Source organism: Campylobacter concisus, from assembly GCF_002165785.1.
In the GTDB taxonomy this organism is placed as follows: domain Bacteria; phylum Campylobacterota; class Campylobacteria; order Campylobacterales; family Campylobacteraceae; genus Campylobacter_A; species Campylobacter_A concisus_W.
Genome location: NZ_NDYO01000010.1, coordinates 104,168 through 124,493, shown reverse-complemented (window position 1 = coordinate 124,493; position 20,326 = coordinate 104,168). Strand labels below are relative to the sequence as shown.

General features: G+C 38.1%; 24 protein-coding genes. 23 read left to right on the top strand and 1 reads right to left on the bottom strand.

All coding sequences use genetic code 11. From position 1 onward, the window contains the following. Nucleotides 1-22 precede the first annotated feature (22 nt). Entirely contained in the window at nt 23-1,348 is a 1,326-nt protein-coding gene (gene ccoG / locus B9N62_RS08545; RefSeq protein ID WP_087585136.1) for a cytochrome c oxidase accessory protein CcoG, read from the bottom strand. A gap of 138 nt (nt 1,349-1,486) precedes the next feature. On the opposite strand from ccoG, the gene rpsU reads away from it, so the two are divergent. The 23 genes from rpsU to nuoK all read left to right on the top strand — a co-directional run bounded on the left by rpsU (nt 1,487) and on the right by nuoK (nt 20,324). Next, a complete protein-coding gene (gene rpsU, locus B9N62_RS08540; protein ID WP_009294994.1) occupies nt 1,487-1,699 on the top strand; it encodes a 30S ribosomal protein S21 in 213 nt (70 codons plus the stop codon). A 103-nt stretch (nt 1,700-1,802) separates the two neighbouring features. Next, nucleotides 1,803-2,435: a DNA-binding protein gene (locus tag B9N62_RS08535; RefSeq protein ID WP_087585135.1), complete on the top strand. Its 633-nt coding sequence runs from the start codon at nt 1,803-1,805 to the stop codon at nt 2,433-2,435. After that, nucleotides 2,432-3,049 (top strand): UPF0323 family lipoprotein, encoded by a 618-nt coding sequence (locus tag B9N62_RS08530; protein ID WP_087578236.1) that lies wholly within the window; start codon nt 2,432-2,434, stop codon nt 3,047-3,049. The genes B9N62_RS08535 and B9N62_RS08530 overlap by 4 nt, the downstream gene beginning before the upstream one ends. A gap of 3 nt (nt 3,050-3,052) precedes the next feature. Beyond that, nucleotides 3,053-4,234 carry a glutathionylspermidine synthase family protein gene (locus B9N62_RS08525; RefSeq protein ID WP_087585134.1) on the top strand — a complete coding sequence of 394 codons (1,182 nt, stop codon included), beginning with the start codon at nt 3,053-3,055 and terminating at the stop codon, nt 4,232-4,234. A 2-nt stretch (nt 4,235-4,236) separates the two neighbouring features. After that, nucleotides 4,237-5,172: a D-2-hydroxyacid dehydrogenase gene (locus B9N62_RS08520; protein WP_087585133.1), complete on the top strand. Its 936-nt coding sequence runs from the start codon at nt 4,237-4,239 to the stop codon at nt 5,170-5,172. Continuing rightward, nucleotides 5,172-5,930 carry a hypothetical protein gene (locus B9N62_RS08515; RefSeq protein WP_087585132.1) on the top strand — a complete coding sequence of 253 codons (759 nt, stop codon included), beginning with the start codon at nt 5,172-5,174 and terminating at the stop codon, nt 5,928-5,930. Before B9N62_RS08520 ends, B9N62_RS08515 begins: the two co-directional genes overlap by 1 nt. 16 nt (nt 5,931-5,946) lie before the next feature. Continuing rightward, a complete protein-coding gene (locus B9N62_RS08510) occupies nt 5,947-6,444 on the top strand; it encodes a YajQ family cyclic di-GMP-binding protein (protein ID WP_087585131.1) in 498 nt (165 codons plus the stop codon). A 211-nt stretch (nt 6,445-6,655) separates the two neighbouring features. Continuing rightward, nucleotides 6,656-7,447, top strand: coding sequence for a DUF2314 domain-containing protein (locus B9N62_RS08505; protein ID WP_087585130.1), 792 nt, complete (start codon nt 6,656-6,658; stop codon nt 7,445-7,447). Nucleotides 7,448-7,476: 29 nt separating this feature from the next. Continuing rightward, nucleotides 7,477-7,740, top strand: a complete 264-nt coding sequence (locus B9N62_RS08500) for a hypothetical protein (protein ID WP_087585129.1) — start codon at nt 7,477-7,479, stop codon at nt 7,738-7,740. Between the two features lie 472 nt (nt 7,741-8,212). After that, the gene (locus tag B9N62_RS08490) at nt 8,213-8,467 is read left to right on the top strand and encodes a hypothetical protein (RefSeq protein ID WP_087585127.1); all 255 of its coding nucleotides are present in this window, start codon (nt 8,213-8,215) and stop codon (nt 8,465-8,467) included. Nucleotides 8,468-8,651: 184 nt separating this feature from the next. Continuing rightward, nucleotides 8,652-10,016, top strand: coding sequence for a coproporphyrinogen III oxidase family protein (locus B9N62_RS08485; RefSeq protein WP_087585126.1), 1,365 nt, complete (start codon nt 8,652-8,654; stop codon nt 10,014-10,016). Continuing rightward, a complete protein-coding gene (locus tag B9N62_RS08480; protein ID WP_087585125.1) occupies nt 10,016-11,650 on the top strand; it encodes a multidrug ABC transporter permease/ATP-binding protein in 1,635 nt (544 codons plus the stop codon). The genes B9N62_RS08485 and B9N62_RS08480 overlap by 1 nt, the downstream gene beginning before the upstream one ends. Nucleotides 11,651-11,755: 105 nt before the next feature. Further along, nucleotides 11,756-12,145, top strand: coding sequence for an NAD(P)H-quinone oxidoreductase subunit 3 (locus B9N62_RS08475; protein ID WP_087585124.1), 390 nt, complete (start codon nt 11,756-11,758; stop codon nt 12,143-12,145). Next, nucleotides 12,127-12,639 (top strand): NuoB/complex I 20 kDa subunit family protein, encoded by a 513-nt coding sequence (locus B9N62_RS08470; RefSeq protein ID WP_012001120.1) that lies wholly within the window; start codon nt 12,127-12,129, stop codon nt 12,637-12,639. The genes B9N62_RS08475 and B9N62_RS08470 overlap by 19 nt, the downstream gene beginning before the upstream one ends. Further along, complete coding sequence (locus tag B9N62_RS08465; RefSeq protein WP_087585123.1) at nt 12,636-13,394, top strand: NADH-quinone oxidoreductase subunit C; 759 nt, start codon at nt 12,636-12,638, stop codon at nt 13,392-13,394. The genes B9N62_RS08470 and B9N62_RS08465 overlap by 4 nt, the downstream gene beginning before the upstream one ends. Then, a complete protein-coding gene (gene nuoD / locus B9N62_RS08460) occupies nt 13,391-14,620 on the top strand; it encodes an NADH dehydrogenase (quinone) subunit D (RefSeq protein ID WP_087585122.1) in 1,230 nt (409 codons plus the stop codon). The genes B9N62_RS08465 and nuoD overlap by 4 nt, the downstream gene beginning before the upstream one ends. Beyond that, the gene (locus tag B9N62_RS08455; RefSeq protein ID WP_087585121.1) at nt 14,617-14,847 is read left to right on the top strand and encodes an NADH-ubiquinone oxidoreductase subunit E family protein; all 231 of its coding nucleotides are present in this window, start codon (nt 14,617-14,619) and stop codon (nt 14,845-14,847) included. Before nuoD ends, B9N62_RS08455 begins: the two co-directional genes overlap by 4 nt. Next, complete coding sequence (locus tag B9N62_RS08450; protein ID WP_087585120.1) at nt 14,844-15,554, top strand: hypothetical protein; 711 nt, start codon at nt 14,844-14,846, stop codon at nt 15,552-15,554. The genes B9N62_RS08455 and B9N62_RS08450 overlap by 4 nt, the downstream gene beginning before the upstream one ends. Next, nucleotides 15,551-17,851 (top strand): NADH-quinone oxidoreductase subunit G, encoded by a 2,301-nt coding sequence (locus B9N62_RS08445; protein ID WP_087585119.1) that lies wholly within the window; start codon nt 15,551-15,553, stop codon nt 17,849-17,851. The genes B9N62_RS08450 and B9N62_RS08445 overlap by 4 nt, the downstream gene beginning before the upstream one ends. Further along, nucleotides 17,844-18,839 carry an NADH-quinone oxidoreductase subunit NuoH gene (nuoH, locus tag B9N62_RS08440; RefSeq protein ID WP_087585118.1) on the top strand — a complete coding sequence of 332 codons (996 nt, stop codon included), beginning with the start codon at nt 17,844-17,846 and terminating at the stop codon, nt 18,837-18,839. Before B9N62_RS08445 ends, nuoH begins: the two co-directional genes overlap by 8 nt. Before the next feature lie 8 nt (nt 18,840-18,847). Continuing rightward, nucleotides 18,848-19,465: an NADH-quinone oxidoreductase subunit NuoI gene (nuoI, locus tag B9N62_RS08435; RefSeq protein ID WP_087585117.1), complete on the top strand. Its 618-nt coding sequence runs from the start codon at nt 18,848-18,850 to the stop codon at nt 19,463-19,465. Nucleotides 19,466-19,488: 23 nt separating this feature from the next. Beyond that, the gene (locus tag B9N62_RS08430) at nt 19,489-20,025 is read left to right on the top strand and encodes an NADH-quinone oxidoreductase subunit J (RefSeq protein WP_087585116.1); all 537 of its coding nucleotides are present in this window, start codon (nt 19,489-19,491) and stop codon (nt 20,023-20,025) included. Further along, complete coding sequence (gene nuoK, locus B9N62_RS08425; RefSeq protein WP_087585115.1) at nt 20,022-20,324, top strand: NADH-quinone oxidoreductase subunit NuoK; 303 nt, start codon at nt 20,022-20,024, stop codon at nt 20,322-20,324. Before B9N62_RS08430 ends, nuoK begins: the two co-directional genes overlap by 4 nt. Nucleotides 20,325-20,326 lie beyond the last annotated feature (2 nt).

The window sequence follows — 20,326 nt, the reverse complement described above, 5'->3', positions numbered from 1 at the left end:
CTATTAAATTTTTGCCATTTTATCATCTTTTAGGATAGATAAAAGTACTTTGTCTTTGCACGCTGATAGCTGGCTCGTCAGTGGCATAGGCTTTTATATTTATATGTTTTAAAAGATCTTTATCGCTTAAATTTTCATTTTTTGATTTTAATGTGACAATGACTCGTTGTTTTGCACCAGCTTTTAATATAAATGGCTTATTTGGGCGAGAAATTTCTATATTCTTATCATCTACTTCAAAGTAAAAGGCATGCTCTTTATTTTGTGTGTTTTGCACCAAAAATACGTAAGAATTTTCGACTTCATTTTCGCCTAAAATTTTATAAAGCTCGCTTGTTCTATTTATATTTAAAAGCATGCTTTCTTTTTTGCCACTCATCAATACCCCAGCTGTTAAGATAATGCCCAAAATGACAAGGTAAGCAACCGTTCTAAAGCGTAAAATTTTGACTCTTTTTTGCTCTTTTATAGAATTTATACTTCTCCACTCAATAAGCGAGCTTTCATCAAAATGCTTCATCACTTTAGCACAAGCATCGCTACACTCTAGACAATTTATACATTCAAGCTGCATACCTTTTCTTATATCAATGTGCGTTGGGCATATCCTCACGCACGCCTCGCAGCCAGTACACAGCGCGCCCTCTTCTTTTGGCTTTTTAAATTTCTCTTTTCCGTTATAGATTACGCCGCCTCTTTTTTGATTGTAAATAACTTGGATCGTATCGTTATCAAACATCACTGATTGCACCCTAGCGTAAGGACAAACATAAATACAAAAATTTTCTTTTAGAATGATGACATCATAAACTAACCAAATAGCGATAATAAGCCAAAATGCAAGCAAAACTCCATGTTCGCTTGGCTCTTTTAAATAAGCAAAAAAATCAAGCGGTGGCACAAAATACCATAAAAAATTTGCCGAAATAATAAGAGCTAAAATACACCAAATTCCAACTGCTAAAGCTCGCTTTAAAATTTGTCCTTTTGGCTCATTTTGTTTATTTTGGATATTTTTTCTAATCTTTAAAATTTTAGTTTGCAAAAGGTCACGAAATATCGTTCTAAAAATAGTTTGCGGACAGCTCCAACCGCACCAAACGCGCCCTGCAAGTGTCGTTAGAAAAAATATGCTTAAGAACAAAATGATAAATAAAAATGGCAATAAATAAAGCTCTTGCATATCAAATTTTGTAAAAAAGAGATCAACTCTACTTTTATCAAAACTTAGCAAAAAAAGCTGTGCATCATTTATCCTGATAAATGGCAAAATAAAGACAAATAGCGTAATACAGGCGAAAAAAATGTAACGCCTCTTGGCGTAACTAAGATGAAACTCCTTTGACATAATAAGCCTTTTTTGAAATTTTATGATTATAAAGCTTATGGCATTAAAAGAGTTTTAAAAAAAAATAGTTAAAAGCTTAAATTTATGAAAGTTAAACTATACTCACGGCTTATTTTAATCTGAAAGGTGGTGAGGACGTTGCCTGGTATTAAGGTACATCCTAACGAGTCATTTGACGAGGGTTACAGAAAGTTTAAAAAACAAACTGACCGTAACTTAGTAGTAACTGAAGCAAGAGCTAGACGCTTCTTTGAGCCTAAAACTGAGATCCGCAAGAAACAAAAAATTGCAGCTCGCAAGAAAATGCTTAAACGTCTTTATATGCTTAGACGCTACGAGTCAAGACTCTAAAACCAAGACAAAGAGGGCTTTGCTCTCTTTGTTTAACTCTTCTTTTAGCCTTATTTTTTTATAATCAAAGCAAATTTTTTATTTTATTTTAAACGGAAATTCGATGCAAAAGCTAGCTATAAACGAAGCTGCAGAAATTTTAGGCATAACAAAAGAAGCAGTCTATAATAGAATCCGCCGTGGTTCGATAAATACAGTCATTGAAAATGGCATAAAATTTGTCATCCTTGATGAGAAACCAAGTAGCGAGAAAGCCACAAAATCCACTCCAAAAAGTACAAAAACCAAATCCCAAAATGATGAGTTTGTAAATTATTTGCTAAATGAGTTAAGCGAGTTAAAGAGCTTAAATTTAAACTTGCAAGCTGACAAGGACAGGCTTTTTAAAGAAAAAGAGCAGATGCTAATCGAGCGAAAAAATGAAATTTTACAAATTTATAAGGACAGAGATGAGAAACTCATGCAGTTTCTAAATGCTATGCAAAGGCCGCTTTTATCACAAAAAAATGACGATATGCCAAATAATGAAGCGATAGAGGTTGAGATAGAAAATGAGTCAAAATGGATAAATTTAAGTGAATTTTTAAAGGAGCTAAATCTAAAGCCAAAGGCAACGAAAAAAGCTAGTGAAAAGATAATAAAAGCGATACACCACTCAAAATTTATAAAATTTAAACGAGGTGTGATACTTGTTAGAAGACATAAAAATTTAAAAGAGTTGATAGGAGAGATATGAAACACATTAAAAAGATAGCTACTTATGCTGCGGTAGGCGGATTTGGTGCGATCGTTATGGCTGGCCTTGCTGGTTGTGGCAGTAACAATGGCGGTGATGAAAATGCACTAAACGAAGTTGCGCAAAAAAATGGCGCCTTTGTCATAATCGAAGAGAGCGCGCCTGGAGTTTATAAAATTTTAGAAGAGTATCCAAGTACTGAAACTAGAGTTGTGTTAAAAGATATAAACGGCACTGAGCGTGTGCTAAGCAAAGACGAGATCGATAAGCTCCTAGCTCAAGCAAACGCAAATATCGACAATGGCACTTCAAATTTAACAAAAACGAGTGACGCACAGCTAAGTAGTGGCGGTCTAAGCCTTGGTGAGACGATACTTGCCTCAGCAGCCGGTGCGATACTTGGTAGCTGGATAGGTAGCAAGCTTTTTGGAAATCAAAATTTCCAAGCTACTCGTCAAAATTCTTACAAAAATCCAAGCGCATACACAAGAAGCGTTGATAGCTTTAATAAGCAAAAAGCAGCAAATTCTGCCGCAAGAAGTAGTGGTGGTAAGAGTGGATTTTTCGGTGGTGGATCAAAATCAAGCTCTAGCTCATCAAGCTTTGGAGGCTAAAAAATGATAAATTTAAGAAAAATCACTCCGTTAAATAACGAATTTATGGAAAAAATCGGCTTTGCTTGGCATACAGACAACGATAACAGCTCATACATCGCAGATGAGATCGTGCAGGTAAAAGCAAGTGAGGCGGATGCTTACTACGAAGCGGCAAATGAGCTATACGATATGTATGTAAATGCTGCTCAACACGTCATTGACAATAACCTTTTTCACGAGATAGGCATACCGTTTAATCTCGTTGATAGCATCAAAAAAAGCTGGGAAAATGACGTTCACTGGCACCTTTATGGCAGATTTGATCTTGCAGGCGGACTTGATGGTAAGCCGATAAAACTGATCGAATTTAACGCAGATACGCCAACGGCAGTCTTTGAGACAGCGATCATTCAGTGGGCGATGCTAAAACTAAATCATATGGATGAAGCAGAGCAATTTAATAACCTTTACGAAGCTCTAAAGCAAAATTTTAAACGCCTTATTACGCTTGGCGATGATAATGTAAATTTTGAGGATGTTTACGAGGGTTGGGGGATACTCTTTAGCTCTATCGCTGGTAGTATCGAGGATGAGCAAACCGTGAAATTGCTGCAATACATCGCAAAAGAGGCTGGCTTTAAGACAGACTTTGCTTACGTTGACGAGGTCGTTTTTGACGATAACGAAGGCATTTTTAAAGGTGATGAAAATTTCGAGTACTGGTTTAAGCTTGTGCCTTGGGAGAGCATAGCGATCGATGAGGGCGAGCTAGCACTCATACTCTCAAATATCATCAAAAATCAAAAAGCCATTATAATCAATCCCGCCTACACGCTACTTTTCCAAAGCAAGGGAATTTTAAAAATTCTTTGGGATCTTCATCCAAATCATCCACTCTTACTTGAGACCTCAAACGAGCCGCTAAAGGGCAAAAAATATGTGAAAAAGCCGGTATTTGGTAGAGAGGGCGCAAACGTCTCGATACACGATGAAAACGGCGCACAAATAACAAGTAATGACGGCGAATACGACTCAAACAAAGCCATTTATCAAGAATTTTACGAGTTTAATCAAGATGAAAGAGGCGATAACTACCAAGCAGGCGTATTTTACGCTTATGAAGCGTGTGCGCTTGGATATAGAAAGGGCGGCAAAATTTTAGATAACTACTCTAAATTTGTAGGACATTTCATTAAGGACTAAAGATGAAAATCGTTTGTTTAGACGCGGCCACGCTGGGAGAGAACGTAGATCTTAGTGTTTTTAAGAAATTTGGCGAGTTTATCAGCTACCAAAAAACCAAAAGCGAAGAGATCGTGCTTCGTCTAAAGGGCGTTGATGTGGTCATCACAAACAAGGTCATCATCGACAAAGCCGTGATGGAGGCAACAAATTTAAAGCTCATTTGCATAAGCGCAACTGGGATGAATAATGTCGATTTGGAGCATGCAAAAGCTAAAAATATAGCTGTTAAAAACGTTGCTGGCTACTCAACCGCAAGCGTCGTGCAACACACGTTTGCGATGCTTTTTGAGCTAACAAATCACATCAAATTTTATGATCACTACGTAAAGAGTGGCGAGTGGGTGAAGAGTGAAATTTTTACCTATCTTGGCGCAGATATCAGCGAGATTGCTAGCAAAGAATTTGGCATCATCGGACTTGGCGAGATAGGACGTGGCGTGGCGGCAGTGGCACGTGCATTTGGTGCAAATGTGAGCTACTACTCGACAAGTGGAGCAAATAACAATAGAAAATTTAAGCAAAAAAGCTTAGAGGAGCTACTAAGAAGCAGCGACATCATCAGCATCCACGCACCACTAAACGAAAAGACTAGAAATTTACTAGGCACAAACGAGATAAATTTGCTAAAAGATGATGCAATAGTGCTAAATTTAGGACGTGGCGGCATAGTGGACGAAGCGGCTATGGCAAGGGCGATAGATGAGAGAAATTTACGCTTTGGTACGGATGTTTTAGAAAGCGAACCGATGAGCAAAAATAGCCCATTTTTAAATGTAAAAAACAAAGAAAATCTACTCATCACGCCGCACGTGGCATGGGGTAGCCTGGAGGCTAGAAAGACGCTCATCGCAAAGATCGTCGCAAACATCGAAAATTTTATCAATGAGAGCAAGTAATGGGCTATGATATAAGCTATCACGCTATTAGCGAAGATGAAATTTCAAAGTGGTATTTTGAGGCACTTGAGCTTGCAAGGGCTGGTAAATTTGACGAGGTTTTAGCGCTTGCCAACAAGGCTGGCGTAGAGGAATTTTACGCGCAAAAATACAAAGATACGCTAAGCGCTGCGTTACAGTATAAAGACGATAAAATTTTTAACAAAACTCACGGCTTTTGTATCGCCGTCACACAAGGATTTTTTAGAAAGTATTTCTACACTCGGGGCACAGCGCTAAGCTCTTTTGCACAGCAAAATGAGAAATTTAAAAACTACATTAGCAACTGGCGAGAAATTTTACCAAGTGAGTTTTTGAATAAATTTAGTGGCGAAATTTATAATGAGATCACCGAAAACTACTGCTGTGGCGCTTATGTAAACGCTAAAAACGTAGCTAAACTAAAGGCTGACTATGAAGCAGGCGGTGAGATAAAAGATGCGGTTGATGGCTTTTACATGCAAAATTTACCTGCATTTTTAGATGCTCTAAACTACGCATACGAGCTAAAAATAGGCCTGCTTGAGGCCACTGAGGTCGTGGAGCCAAATCCGCTTGATCTAAACAAATCAAGCTCATATTCAAACCTCTTTAACTGCAACCCGAAGGGCGCTATCATCTACGCACAGACCGCGGTGCAGCAGATTGGCGAAGCGATAAAGCAAGAAGAGACTGGCAAAAAGTCACTTTTTGAGAAGATCAAAGGGCTATTTAAATAAATTTGAAAGGATAAAAATGGCAACTGAGCATAGTTTTGATATAAGTGCCGAGGTCGATATGATGGAGGTTAAAAACGCTCTTGAGGCGGCAAAAAAAGAGATCGCAGCAAGGTATGACTTTAAGGGGCTTGCGGCCGAAGTCGAGCTAAACGAAAAAGAGAAATTTATCACGCTTCTTAGCTCAAGCGACAACAAGATCGATGCGCTAAAAGACATTGTGATCTCAAAGCTCATCAAGCGCAACATCCCACCAGTTGCGATCACAGAAACAAAAAGAGAGCCAGCAAGTGGTGGAAATTTAAAGGTGACGCTAAAACTAAACGATACACTTGACGCTGAAAACTCAAAAAAGATCACAAAAGCGATCAAAGACTCAAAGATCAAGGTGAGCGCGCAGATCAGGGGCGAAGAGATCAGAGTGACAAGCAAAAGCATAGATGACTTACAGGAGTGTATAAAGCTGGTGAGGGGGTTAAATTTAGAGCTTCCGATAAGCTTTAAAAACCTAAAGTAACGGCTTCTCGTGAGTGCCTTTAAATGAGCTAGAAAATTCTCACTCCGCAGGCTATATGCCTAGCGCACGCTTGATTTTTCGTCGCAACATTTAAATTCATCTCACGACGTTTTGTGATTCACTTTGTAATTAAATTTGCGAAACTGCCACTTGATTTTTCATATAAAATTTAGCAATTTTTCACTTAAATTTATTTCACTAAGGACAAAAAATGAGATTTTTTAAGAAAATTCTCGGTAAGCAAATCGATCTTGGCAAGCAAATGCCAATCTATTTTGTAAGTAGCGACGAAGACTATATGCAGCGTGCGTTTGAGCAGGCCAGAGAGAGCTTTAGATATTTTTGGCGTGAGGTTTACTGGGAGCGCCACAGGATCGTACCAGCACTTGATTATGCAATGGTAAAAATTTGCTTCTTAGATGTCGTAAATGGCGAAGAAGTCGGTGAACACATGTGGATAGATGATGTGGAATTTGACGGCGAAACGATATATGGCACGCTCGTAAATGAGCCAGATAGCGTGCAAAACGTGAAATTAGGCGACCAAATAAACGCAAAGATAGATGAAATGAGTGACTGGCTCTTTTCGATAGATGGACGCGCATACGGCGGATTTAGCGTGCAGGCGATGCGCTCACGCATGCAAAAGAAAGAGCTAAAAGAGCACGATAAAGAGTGGGGACTTGATTTTGGCGATTTTAACGATATTTTGGTAGTTTATGAGCAAAAAGAGCATCCTGAAAATTTGATAGAGCATCCAATGAGCAAAAATACATATGAGCAAGTAAAGCAATATATAAAAGAGCACCCAAATATGGTCACGGATGCTGATGAGTTTGGCTATACGCAGCTTCACAACGAGGCGATCGCTGGAAATTTAAATCTTGTAAATCTCTTACTAGAAAACGGTGCTGATAAAAATGCCCGGACAAAAAGTGGCAAAACGGCAGCTGATTTTGCTGAAAATTTGGGCTGGAGCGAAATCGCAAAGGTGCTTAAATAGCAAGTTTTATAAATTTTTAGGATTTAAATTTGAGTTATCAAGAAATTTTAGAGCTAATGAAAGAAAAAGATAAGCCAGAATTTACAAATGAAATTCTTGTAAGTACTTTATTAAAATTTCATCCATTAATACTATCTGGCATTAGTTTGGTTGGTATGATCTATTATTTTGCATATTTTGGGATTAAGGTAAAATATTTTCCAGATTTAGGTGGAGCAGATGTAGCATACGTTGGTGTATCATTCTTTTTTATATCGACTTTTTTTCGCTTGCAATTATATTTCCTTGTCTGATTTATCCAGGCTACTATGAAAATAAAAAAGATAAAACCTGGATGTTTTACTTTGGATTTTGTCTACTTCCTTTTCTGGCAGTAGTTTGCATGGCAGCATTAAATACTATTGTTGCAAACAAAATAATGCTTATTGATTTACTTATTATTTCTTATAATTTATTTTGATATAAATACAAAAGATCACTCTTTTTTTGCTTTACTATGGCAGTAGTTGCAGCTATTATAGTATTGGTGCTTATATGTTTTACTTTAATTTTTATTCTTAAAAAAGAGCTACCTATAAATTATGATCTTATAGAAGAGTTCTTGTTGGTGATGATTGCATTTTGTATTGTAACACTGGTCTATTTTAAAGGTTTGGAATATTTTTATAAAAAAATGAATATATAGTCTTCGTAATGACTGTATCAATTATAATAATTGCGATTTTATCTTGCTTTCTTTTAGGGGCGATCGCAAATAGGCTTGGGATGACAAATGTTGAATTTAAATATTTATCTATTGAAAAAAGTACACTAGGTGCTTTACCATTTCAAATTTACAGTAAAGATAAAGAGCCTGATAAAAGTAATACCTATTATGAAATAGAATGTAGAAGCAATATTGTAAAACTTTATAACATCAAAGCCCTATCAACACTAGGAAAGTTTTATTACCTAGAGACAAAAAATGGAGTAAAATTTGAGCTTGACTCGAGTAAGATCATCTCAGGGGCTAAGGAGTAAAATCCTTAAGCTTTGAGACTAAAATTTGATCGATACGTGAAATTTGTAGATTTAAAAAATTAAAATTTATAGGCCAAATTTATCTGGCTAAGCTAAAAATTTCTTTAACACAAGGCTAAATTTATTAAAAGTTAGCTATCCTAACACATCAATTTAAAACCAAACTTATTTAAGGCGATTAGTTATGATCTTTAAAAATATTGTCGAGAATTTTGCCGTAAATTACGCTCATAATTCTATTCAAAGATCACTATATAATGAATTTAATATAGACATTTTAACCACAACCTACACCAAAACTCCCAAAAAAGACAAAAAGTATATGCTCTACGCGCACGTGCCATTTTGTCACACATTCTGTCCATATTGCTCGTTTCATAAGTACCACTATGAGCAAGAACTTGCAAAAGTTTACTTTGAAAATTTACGTGAAGAGATGAGGCAGGTTAAAGAGGCTGGATTTGACTTTGATTCACTTTATGTTGGCGGTGGCACGACGCTTATAAATGAACCTGAGCTTGAGAAAACGCTTAAGCTTGCAAAAGAGCTTTTTAGTATAGATGAAATTTCAGCAGAAAGCGATCCAAATCACATCTCACCCGAGAGTTTAGCTAGATTTGATGGATTAATTGATCGACTAAGCGTTGGCGTACAAAGCTTTGATGATGAAACGTTAAAAAGAGTTGGCAGATATGAAAAATTTGGCTCAGCCAAGGAGATAAAAAGAAAGCTTGAGCTCGCTCTTGGCAAGATCCCAGTCATTAGCCTCGATCTCATCTTTAACCTGCCAAATCAAACAAAAGAGCAGCTCATAAACGACATAAATACTGCAAAATCGATCTCTCCACAACAAATCACCTTCTATCCGCTCATGAAATCAGAGCTAACAAGAGAGAATATAGCTCGCTCGCTTGGTGTTTCAAACGTAGATAACGAGCGTGAATTTTACGAGATCATCGTGAGTGAATTTGCTAAGGGCGGATACAAGCAGAGCAATGCTTGGGCGTTTTCAAATGAAAAAAGTGCTGACCTTCGTGACGAATATGTTGGTTCAAATTTAGAGTATCTAGGCGTTGGTAGCGGGGCATTTAGCTTTCTTAACGGTGAGCTTGTAATAAACGCGTTTAATCTACTTGAATACGGCAAAAGGATAAAAAATAGACAAAGCCCAGTCATCGCAAAATGTGGTTTTAACAAGAAAGAGAGACTTAAATACACGTTTTTAACAAGGCTTTTTGATGGCGGAGTTGATATTAAAAGATATAATGATGAAAATAACACAAACATTAACAAAGTCTTATTTATGGAGCTTAGCTTACTTAAGCTTATAAATGCAGTATATGAAGAAAATGGCATTATTAAGCCGACATTTTTTGGCAAATATATCTGCATCGTGCTTATGCGTGATTTTTACGCTGGTATGGACAAAGTTCGTGCGATATTTAAGGATGACGCGAAGATAAAACGAAGCAAGGTGCTTCGTATAATGAGCGAAAATACTGAACAAAAGTATGAGCCAAATATCATTCAGCCGCGAGCTGCGATGTAATGCTTGCAAATTTAATCAAAAAAAATATCTACCAAATTTCTAAAATAGTGTTATTAACGCTCGTATTTAGCGGACTTGGTGTCTGGACCCTTTCATTTATAAATAATGAGCTTGTAAGTTTAAAAGAATTTGATCCGATTCTTGCAATTAAATTTATAGCAGTCTTACTTTTATTTTTTATAAGCGCCATCGCCGCAAATATATCGCTTACAAATTTTGGACATAAATTTATCTACGAGCTAAGATATCAAAGTGTAAAGCAAATTTTAGATACGCCAAATAGCGTGATAAATGAGATTGGCAAGGCAAAGATCATAGCTAGCCTAAATAATGACATAAAAACGATCACATTTGCCTTTATGAGCGCTACTGGCTTTATACAAAGTCTAGTTTTTATCGTCTGTGCCAGCATCTATCTTTGTGTAATCGCTCCAAAAATTTTTATCTTTTTATCCATTTGGATCGGTGCGACTCTTTTTATAAATACACTTTTTATGAAAAAAATTCATCTTTATTTTAAGCATTCTAGAGTTCAAGATGACGCATTGCAAAAGCACTACGACGATATCGTAGAGGGGCATAGAGAGCTTAGTTTAAATAGAGCAAGGGCAAGTGTCTGCTTTGATGAGTTAAATTTTACAGGCGATAAAAAACGCCAAAATATGGTAAAGGCCGATATTTATCACGCATTAAGCGATAATTTTACAAACATTATGCTTCTTGGCTCAGTTGGACTTTGCGTATTTTTGTGCGTGGCATTTGACTGGGCGAGCCTGCAAACAGCACTAAGCATTAGCCTAACGATACTATTTTTAAGAGGCTCATTTATGAGTATGGTTGGCTCCATACCAGCCGCACTTAGCGCAAAGGTGAGCTTAGAGAAGATCATGAGCTTAAATTTAAATAAATTTAAGGAAGGCTTTAAATTTGACGATAGCCTAAGCGATAATTGGCAAAACATAAAAATAAAAGATATAAATTTCAACTACACTCACGGCAAATTTAGCCTAAAAGACGTAAATTTAGAGATCAACCGCGGTGAGATAACATTTATCATCGGCAAAAATGGCAGTGGCAAAAGTACGCTTATAAATTTACTTTGCGGGCTAATGCGCCCAAGTAGTGGCGAAATTTACCTTGATAGCACAAAGATAGATGAGGGAAATTTACAAAGTTATCAGGCAAAGATAAGCGCTATTTTTGCTGATTTTTATCTATTTTCGCAAACGCTCTCTCATAATGGCTTTGCTAGCCAAAACGAAATAGACGAGCTTTTAGCCTTGCTTGAGGTCGATAAAAAAGTAAGTGTCATAGATAATAAGCTTAGCACCACGCAACTCTCAACCGGCCAGCGAAAGCGACTAAGCCTGCTAATAGCTATCTTAGAGCACCGCTCTATCCTTATCCTAGATGAATGGGCGGCCGATCAAGATCCGCTCTTTAAGCGAAAATTTTATAAAGAAATTTTGCCATTTTTACAAAGTAAAGGCATCAGCATAATCGCTGTTAGCCACGATGATAGTTACTTTGATGTAGCAACTAGGATCATCTTAGTAAAAGATGGCTTTGTGCGTGAGCTAGACGAGAGCGAGCGAATAAGTGCTGCAAAAGATGCAGTCGAGAAGATAAAATAGGAGTAATTTTTACACAAAAGCACAATACTCACCCTACTCTTAAGCCGTTTCAAGCTCAAATAAATTTAAATTTAGTAGAATCTTAAAAATTAAAAAAGGCAAAGTATGTCACATTCAGAGCTTGAAAGTACCTATTTTGGTGCATTTATCATACTTTTACTAGCGACTTGTTCATTTTGTTTAATAACATTCTTATCTTCAAAAATAAGTAAAAAATTAGCCAACCGCGATACCCAGCGTCTAAAACTTGGCTTTTACGAGTGCGGACCGACAACCGTAAAACAGCCAAATAAGATAAATATCCACTACTTTTTTTATGGAATTTTATTTATTTTATTTGACGTTGAGGTCATTTTTATGTATCCGTGGGCGGTGGATTTTAGGCTGCTTGGGCTATTTGGGCTCATCGAGATGCTGCTTTTTGTGGCGATCTTACTCATCGGCTTTGCCTACGCTTGGCAAAAAGGAGTCTTTAAATGGCAAAGCATCAGATAAACTACGCTGCAAATGGTGGTCTGCCAGTAGTTTTAACGACCGTTGATAAGCTCGTGCAGTGGGGCAGGAGCAACTCGCTTTGGGCGCTTAGCTACGGGCTTGCATGCTGTGCGATCGAGATGATGGCAAGTGGCGCTAGCAGATATGACTTTGATAGATTTGGCACTATATTTCGCGCTAGTCCAAGGCACTCAGAGGTGATGATCATAGCTGGCACGCTAACTAAAAAGCACGCTGAATTTACAAGGCGCCTTTACGACCAGATGCCTGAGCCAAAGTGGGTCATCTCGATGGGTAGCTGCGCAAACACTGGTGGTATGTTTAACACCTACTCAACCGTTCAAGGCGTAGACCGCATAATACCTGTCGATATCTACATCCCAGGCTGTGCCCCGCGCCCAGAGACGCTTCAATACGCACTTATGATGCTTCAAAAAAAGATAAGAAAACAAAGTGCATTTAGGGCGCAAAAGCCAAGAAAGCTCGAAATATGAGAGAGTATAAGCCAAAAAACGACCTGCAAAAAAAGCAATACTATAAAGAAAAATTTTTCATTCCGCAAGAGAGTTTAAAGAACAAAGCAAGTGGTAGTAATTTTGAAAGTGAAATAGAAATTTTAGAACAAGGCGGTGTAGAAATTCTATCTAGCTATATAGAGTTTGACCAGCTTGTTATATATGTAAATTCTAGTGAAAACTACAAAACACTTGAGGTGTTAAAAAACTTTGGCTACGAGCAACTTTGCGAGCTTGCTGCGGTCGATTTCATAAGTCAAAAAAGTGGATATGAAGTTTTTTATCAATTGCTTAGTATCAGTAAAAATAGACGCGTTCGTGTAAAATGCTTTGTAAAAAAAGATGAAATGCTAAAAAGCGTTTGCGAGCTTTATAAAAGCGCGAACTGGGCTGAGCGCGAGATGTATGATCTAAGTGGCGTTCTCATTAAAGATCATCCAAATTTAAAGCGCCTCATCATGCCTGATGACTGGCACTCACACCCGCTCTTAAAGAGCTATCCGCTAACTGGCGACGAGGCTGCTAAATGGTACGAGGTGGATAAAATTTTTGGGCATGAATTTAGAGAGCAAATCGGCGAAGAGAACCGCGACCCAGCCTATATTGAAGAGAAAGATACCTTTGGTTTTTCAAGAGTGTTTAGTGAAGAGTACGAGTATCAAGAAGAAGGCGGAGTAAAATTTGTCAAAAAGGCTAAATTTAACCAGAGCCAGATAGTAAAGGAAAGACCTTGAGTCAGTCACCAAACCGCTTAAAACCATTTTTTGAAAATTTAGAATTTGAGCAAAATGATGGCAAGATGATACTAAATTTTGGCCCACAACACCCAAGCGCTCACGGGCAGCTTAAGCTTGTTCTTGAACTTGATGGCGAAAAGGTCGTGCGCGCCATGCCAGAGGTTGGCTTCATGCACCGAGGCGTTGAAAAAATGGCTGAAAATATGACCTATCAGGAATTTATCCCAGTAACTGATAGGGTTGACTACATCGCATCTAGTGCGAATAACTACGCATTTTGCGCGGCTGTGGAGAAGCTTTGCGGTATCGAAGTGCCTCGCCGTGCGCAGATCATTAGAGTGATGCTTTTGGAGCTAAACCGCATCAGCTCGCACCTTTTATTTTTAGCTACGCACGCCCTTGACGTGGGGGCAATGAGCGTCTTTTTATACGCATTTAGAGAGCGTGAATACGTCCTTGATCTCATAGAAAAATACTGCGGCGCAAGACTAACTCATAGCTCCATAAGGATCGGTGGTGTGCCGCTTGATCTACCTGATGGTTGGTGCGAGGAGCTACTTAAATTTTGCGAGAAATTTCCAAGCGACATCACGCTTTACGAAGATCTGCTAAGTGAAAATAGAATTTGGCAAGCAAGGCTAATAGACGTGGGTGTAGTTAGCAAAGAACTAGCCCTTAGTAGCGGCTGCTCTGGCGTCATGCTAAGAGCAAGCGGCATCGCACGTGATATAAGAAAAGAAGAGCCATATCTCATCTACGACGAGCTAGACTTTAACGTGCCTTATGCGACACACGGCGATTGCTACGCAAGGTATCTGCTTTACATGAAAGAGATGCGCGAGTGCGTGAAAATTTTAAAGCAGTGTGTTAGCAAGTATCAAACAAGCAGCCCCGCCATCATCGCCAACGCGCCAGATTACGTGAGCGCTTCAAAAGAGCAGATAATGAGCCAAAACTACTCATTAATGCAGCATTTTGTGCTAATAACTCAGGGCCTAAAACCTCCAAAGGGCGAAATTTACTTCGCTAGTGAGTCACCAAAGGGCGAGCTTGGAATTTATATAAACTCAGATGGCAGCGCAAGCCCATATCGTCTAAAAATTCGCACGCCAAGCTTTTGGCACTGCGCTATTTATGAAGATTTATTGGTAGGCCAGTACGTTGCTGACGTCGCTACGATAATTGGTAGCACAAATATCATCTTAGGCGAGGTCGATAGATGAGAAGGGTCGATCTTAGACACTTAAAGAGTGAGTTTTTGAGCGCTCTTGGACAGCAGATAAAGGCTAGCGAGGCTGGCGAAGTGATTATATTTTTATTTGAGATAGGCGATTTTAGTAGTGTGACAAAGGCTGTAAATTTAGCCTATAATCTAAACTGCGAAGTGATGAACTCGCTTAAATTTAACCAAGTTGATTGGTTATTAACCATAAAAAAGGGCAAGATATGAAATTTAATGATTTAATAGCAGGTAAAAGCTTAAGCATCGCAAATTTACTAAGCTTGAGCGATAAAAATTTAGCAAAAAAGATAAAAGAGCACGAGTTTAAGTACATCTCTTGCATCGAAGATAGCGAGCTTGGCGGCGAAAATTTAATCCGCTGCGAAATAGGCTCAATAAGCTACGTCTTGGCTCTTCTTTGCAAATACGCAAATTTATCTTGCGATGAGTTTTTTAGCGAGCTTGATGATGGGCTGATAAGCGGCGAGTGCAATGTTGGAGAAGAGGAATTTGAAGAGCTTGGCGAGTGGATAAAGGACGTTAAAAACATCATTATTGATGATTCATTTTTTACTCATCCAGATAAAGATGCGATCTTTTGGCTACTTGAAATTTTAGGCAAAAATGTCGTTTTAGCTGGTGGTTGCAGGAAAGAATTTAGTGATTATCACAAAATAGACGAGCTAAAAGAGCTTGAAAATTTTGACGGAGCAGTCGTTTATCTAAACAAAAACGCAAGCGATGAGATCGTGGGCGGCGTGCAATTTGGTATCGTAGCAAAGGCAAAAGATGGCGAAACCTTAAATTTAAAGGCAAAAGACTTTAGTGTGAATGCTAAATTTAGGCTTGACTCAACGTTAAAAGGCACAGTTGCGATATTTGGTGCAAAAGAGTTTGATGGATACGCATTTAAACAAGTAGTAGTTAGTAAATGAAAATAAGCATAAATGATCAAATTTTAGAAGCAGATGAGGGCGAGAGCATCCTAAATATCGCAAGAGCAAATGGAATTTATATACCAGCTCTTTGCTATCTTAGCGGCTGCTCACCAACTCTTGCTTGTAGGCTTTGCATGGTCGAGGCAAATGGCAAAGTAGTTTATAGCTGTAATGCCAAAGCAAAAGAGGATATGCAAATTTATACAAACACGCCAGAAATCGCTGCCGAGCGAAATGCGATCATGCAGACTTACTGCGTAAATCATCCGATTCAATGTGGCGTTTGTGACAAAAGTGGCGAATGTGAACTACAAAATTTAACCACACGTCTAAAAGTAAATGAACAAAAATTTGCCATCGCTGACACGCACAAACCGCATAAAAAATGGGGGCTAATCAACTACGATCCAGCTCTTTGCATAGTCTGCGAAAGATGTGTCACTGTTTGTAAAGATAGGATCGGCGAGAGTGCGCTAAAGACCGTACCAAGGGGCGTTGAGGTGCCAAAAGAGCTAAAAGAGAGTATGCCAAAAGATGCCTACGCAGTTTTTAGTAAAATGCAAAAAAGCTTAATAGGTCCAAGCGTGGGCGAGAGTCTAGACTGCTCATTTTGTGGCGAGTGTATCAGCGTTTGCCCTACTGGAGCACTTATTAGTTCGCATTTTCAATATAGCACGAATATCTGGGAGCTAAATCCTATCCCAGCAGCAAATCCACATCAAAGCGACTGTGAGCTAATTTACTATGACGTAAAAGAAAAGAGCACTAGCGATAGAAGCAAGCAAATTTACCGCGTCAGCAATGATTTTACATTTGGCGAGATAAGTGGAGCAGCTAGGTTTGGCTATGACTTTCACAATGAGCTTGCCTGTAAAAATGAAGAGAAATTTGAAGAGATTGTTTTAAATATTAAAAATGGTGCGATCAAAAATATAAAATTTAATAGCTTTATCACGAACGAAGAGGCCCTTATTTTAGAGCGTTTAAGAGAGAAATTTGATCTAAATCTAATAAACAATGAGGCGCTAAATTATCAAAAATTTTTAAATAAATTTAGCGAATTTAGTGGGCTTAGCTCGTATAACGCAGACTATGAAGATATTAAAAAAAGCGATTTTATCATCAGTGCTGGCAGTTTCTTAAGACACGAAAGCCCAGTGACAAGCTTTAAGTTAAATAACGCCTTAAAAATGAATAAAGCAGCTGGAATTTACTTTCATCACATAGCCGATGAGATCGTTAAAAAATATTCTAAAAATTTTATCTATGTAACGCATGAAGCTGGAAAATTAGAGCAAATTTTACTTTTTATACTTAAAAACTGGGGTGAAAATTTACCTAGCGCACTTACATCAAAGCTTGAAAATTTTGATGAAAATTTTAGCTTAGATATACCGGTTTTAAGTGAGGGCAAAAGCAAATTTACGCTCATTTTAGGAAGCGATTTTCATACGGATGAAAATGCAAATTTACTAGCCGCATTTGCTGGAATAATAGCAATATCCACGCCGTTTCGTGTTATGCTCATACCTCCTCGCACAAACTCGCTTGGGGTGGCTAAAATTTGCACTCTATCAAGCGAGAAAAAACCTGGCAAGACACTAGGCTATAACGAAAATGGTGATTTTAAATTTAGCATTTTTGAGGGCGATCTTGACGCTGGTGCGCTAAATCAGCAAGAGGGCACATTTACAAGCATAAATAACGAAGTGGTGCCGACAAATGCGGCTCTAGCTCATAACGGCTACTTCTTAAACGATATCGCAAACGCGCTTGGACTAATGGCTAAAAATACGATTGATTACACGCCAAATTTACCAAAAGAAAAGGGTTATAAAGGCATTAAATTTGATGATTTAGAAAATTTTTACGCAAACAACGGCACAAGTCACAGAGGCTATAAGCTTGAAATTTCAAATTTCACGCCAAATGATGATATAGAGCCACTTTTAAAAGATAGCAAGAGCATAAATTTAAAAGATAACGAAGCACTTATAAGTCTTGCAAATCCTATAAATTTGCCATCATTTTTTGCAAACTATGCCACACAAACAGCCAAGAGGGCGAAGCTTTATGCAAGTAGCGAATTTATGGCTAAATTTGAAATTTCACAAAATGAAGCGATTATTTTAGAAAAAGATAGGCGAAAGCTTGCCATTTGCGTGGAGCTTGATAGCGAGCTTGGTGGAGTCGCTGCGTATTTAGGCGATTATGACGACAAACTTGATGTGGGCATTATATTTAATGGCAAAAGCTACTCCGCAGTTAAAATCATAAAGGCAAAAGATGAGTGAAACACTATTTTTTGTGCTAAGCACTATCGTTAAAGCAGTCGTCATCTTAGCCGTCATGGCAAGCCTTGCAGGGCTTGCAACTTATGCTGAGAGAAAGGTATTAGCCTACATGCAGCGCCGCGTAGGACCTGATATGGTTGGACCTGCTGGGATTTTACAGATAGTAGCTGACATGATAAAACTCTTTACAAAAGAGGACATCGTACCAGCAAATACGAATAAATTTATCTTTTTAATAGCTCCACTAATATCAGCCATTGCCGCATTTGCAGCGCTTGCACCTGTGCCATTTTTGCCTGAGTTTGAAATTTTTGGACATACATTACGTCCGATTCTCTCAGATATAAATGTTGGTATTTTATACATCGCTGGCGTTGCTTCAGTTTGCGTTTTCTCTCCACTTGCAGCAGGTCTTGCAAGCTATAATAAATTTGCACTAATTAGTGCGGCTCGCGCAGTAGTCTCACTTCTTAGTTTCGAAATAGTCGCTGGCATGGCTCTTTTAAGCGTCGTAATGGTAACTAGCTCACTCTCACTTGTGGATATAAACAACTATCAAAAAGGAATTTTTGGCTGGCTTATATTCAAGCAGCCTCTTGCCTTTTTACTCTTTTTAATAGCAAGCTTCGTGGAGTGCAACAGAACGCCATTTTGCTTAACAGAAAACGAAACAGAGATAGTAGCAGGCTATGGCACCGAGTATAGCGGCATGAGATGGGCGATGTTTTTCATCGGCGAATACACAAATATGATCGCTGCTAGCATCATCATTACGATTTTATTTTTAGGCGGATTTAACGAATTTTTATTTATCCCAGGTGCTTTGATGATCATCTTAAAATCAAGCATTGTCTTTTTCTTTTTTCTTTGGGTAAGGGCTTCATGGGCACATTTAAGAGTTGATCAGTTAAGTGCATTTTGCTGGAAAATTTTGCTTCCGCTTGGAATTTTAAATATCGTAATCACTGGCTTTATGCTACTAATCTAAGGCGAAAAATGAGTGAGAAAAAATATATTTTAATAGATGAAAAGTTAAAGCCAAAGAGTGCATTTGATAAATTTAAGCACTTCATCGCTATCACATTTAAGCCTGATCTTTTGATCGGACTAAAAGTCACTATAAAGCAGATGCTCTTTAGTAAGTCGCACACTTTAAAATACCCTATGCAAAAGATGGAGCTAAACGCTAGATATAGAGGCATTCATAAGCTTTTGAAATTTGTTGAAAGTGAAAATGAACGTTGCATTGGGTGTGGGCTATGTGAGAAAATTTGCGTTAGCAACTGCATTTCGATGAAGACTTCACTTGGTGAATATGGCCGCAAAAAGGTTGCAAGCTACTCGATAAATTTAAGTAGATGCGTGTATTGTGGATTTTGCGCTGATGTTTGTCCTGAGCTTGCGATAGTTTGCGGACAAGAGTACGAAGTTACTAGCGAGAGCAGGATTATATTTGGCACAAAAGATGAGTTTTTGACAAAGGATAAATTTTTAAAAGATCAAAGCGAGTTTGAAGGATACGGAGCGCTTCCTAAAAATTCTGACAGCTTAATCAAAAAGACGCCAAATGCATTTATAAGCGAAAATGAAAATGAGACAAAAAGTGATGAGTAGTATAAATTTTAAAAGGGTAAAAGATGTATGAGAGCTTTGCATTTTATCTTTTTAGCACCTTGGTTTTAGTTAGTTTTTCTTTTAGCGTATTTTGTAAAAATGCACTAAATGCAGTCTCTGCGCTAGCTGCTGGCATGGTCTTTATCTCGGCTATATTTTTCTTACTTGGAGCGGAATTTCTAGGCGTAGTACAGATAATAGTCTACACAGGTGCTGTGGTCATTTTATACGCATTTGCGATGATGTTTTTTGATAGCAGTAAAGAATGTGAGCCAAAAAGTAGCAAAAAAGCAAAGATCACCATCTATCTTTTAAGTAGCTTTATAGCGCTTCTTTTGATATTTATATTTTTAGCTCCTATTTATGGTGCAAAATTTGATGGATTAAGTCCCATTGCTAGCGAGCTTGGCAATATTGAGGCTATTGGAATTTTGCTTTTTAGCAAGTATTTAATCGCTTTTGAGATGTGTGCCGTGATGCTTCTTGTGGCAATGGTTGCTGGCATTATCTTAATACATAAAGACCTAGATGCTCAAAGCAAATTTGAGGAGATGCTATGATAGGACTTACTCACTACCTCATCCTTGCAAGTCTAGTCTTTGTCATAGGGCTAATTGGCATAATGCGAAGAAGAAATTTGATCATGCTATTTTTCTCAAGTGAAATTTTACTAAACTCGGCAAATATCGCACTTGCTGCCATTTCAAAATACCACTTTGATCTAACCGGGCAAATAGTTGCATTTTTTATAGTGGCTATCGCTGCTAGCGAGGTCGCCGTGGGGTTAGGGCTACTAGTGCTTTGGTATAAAAAGACTGGCAGCATTAGCCTAGATTCGATAACAAATATGAAAGGCTAAGA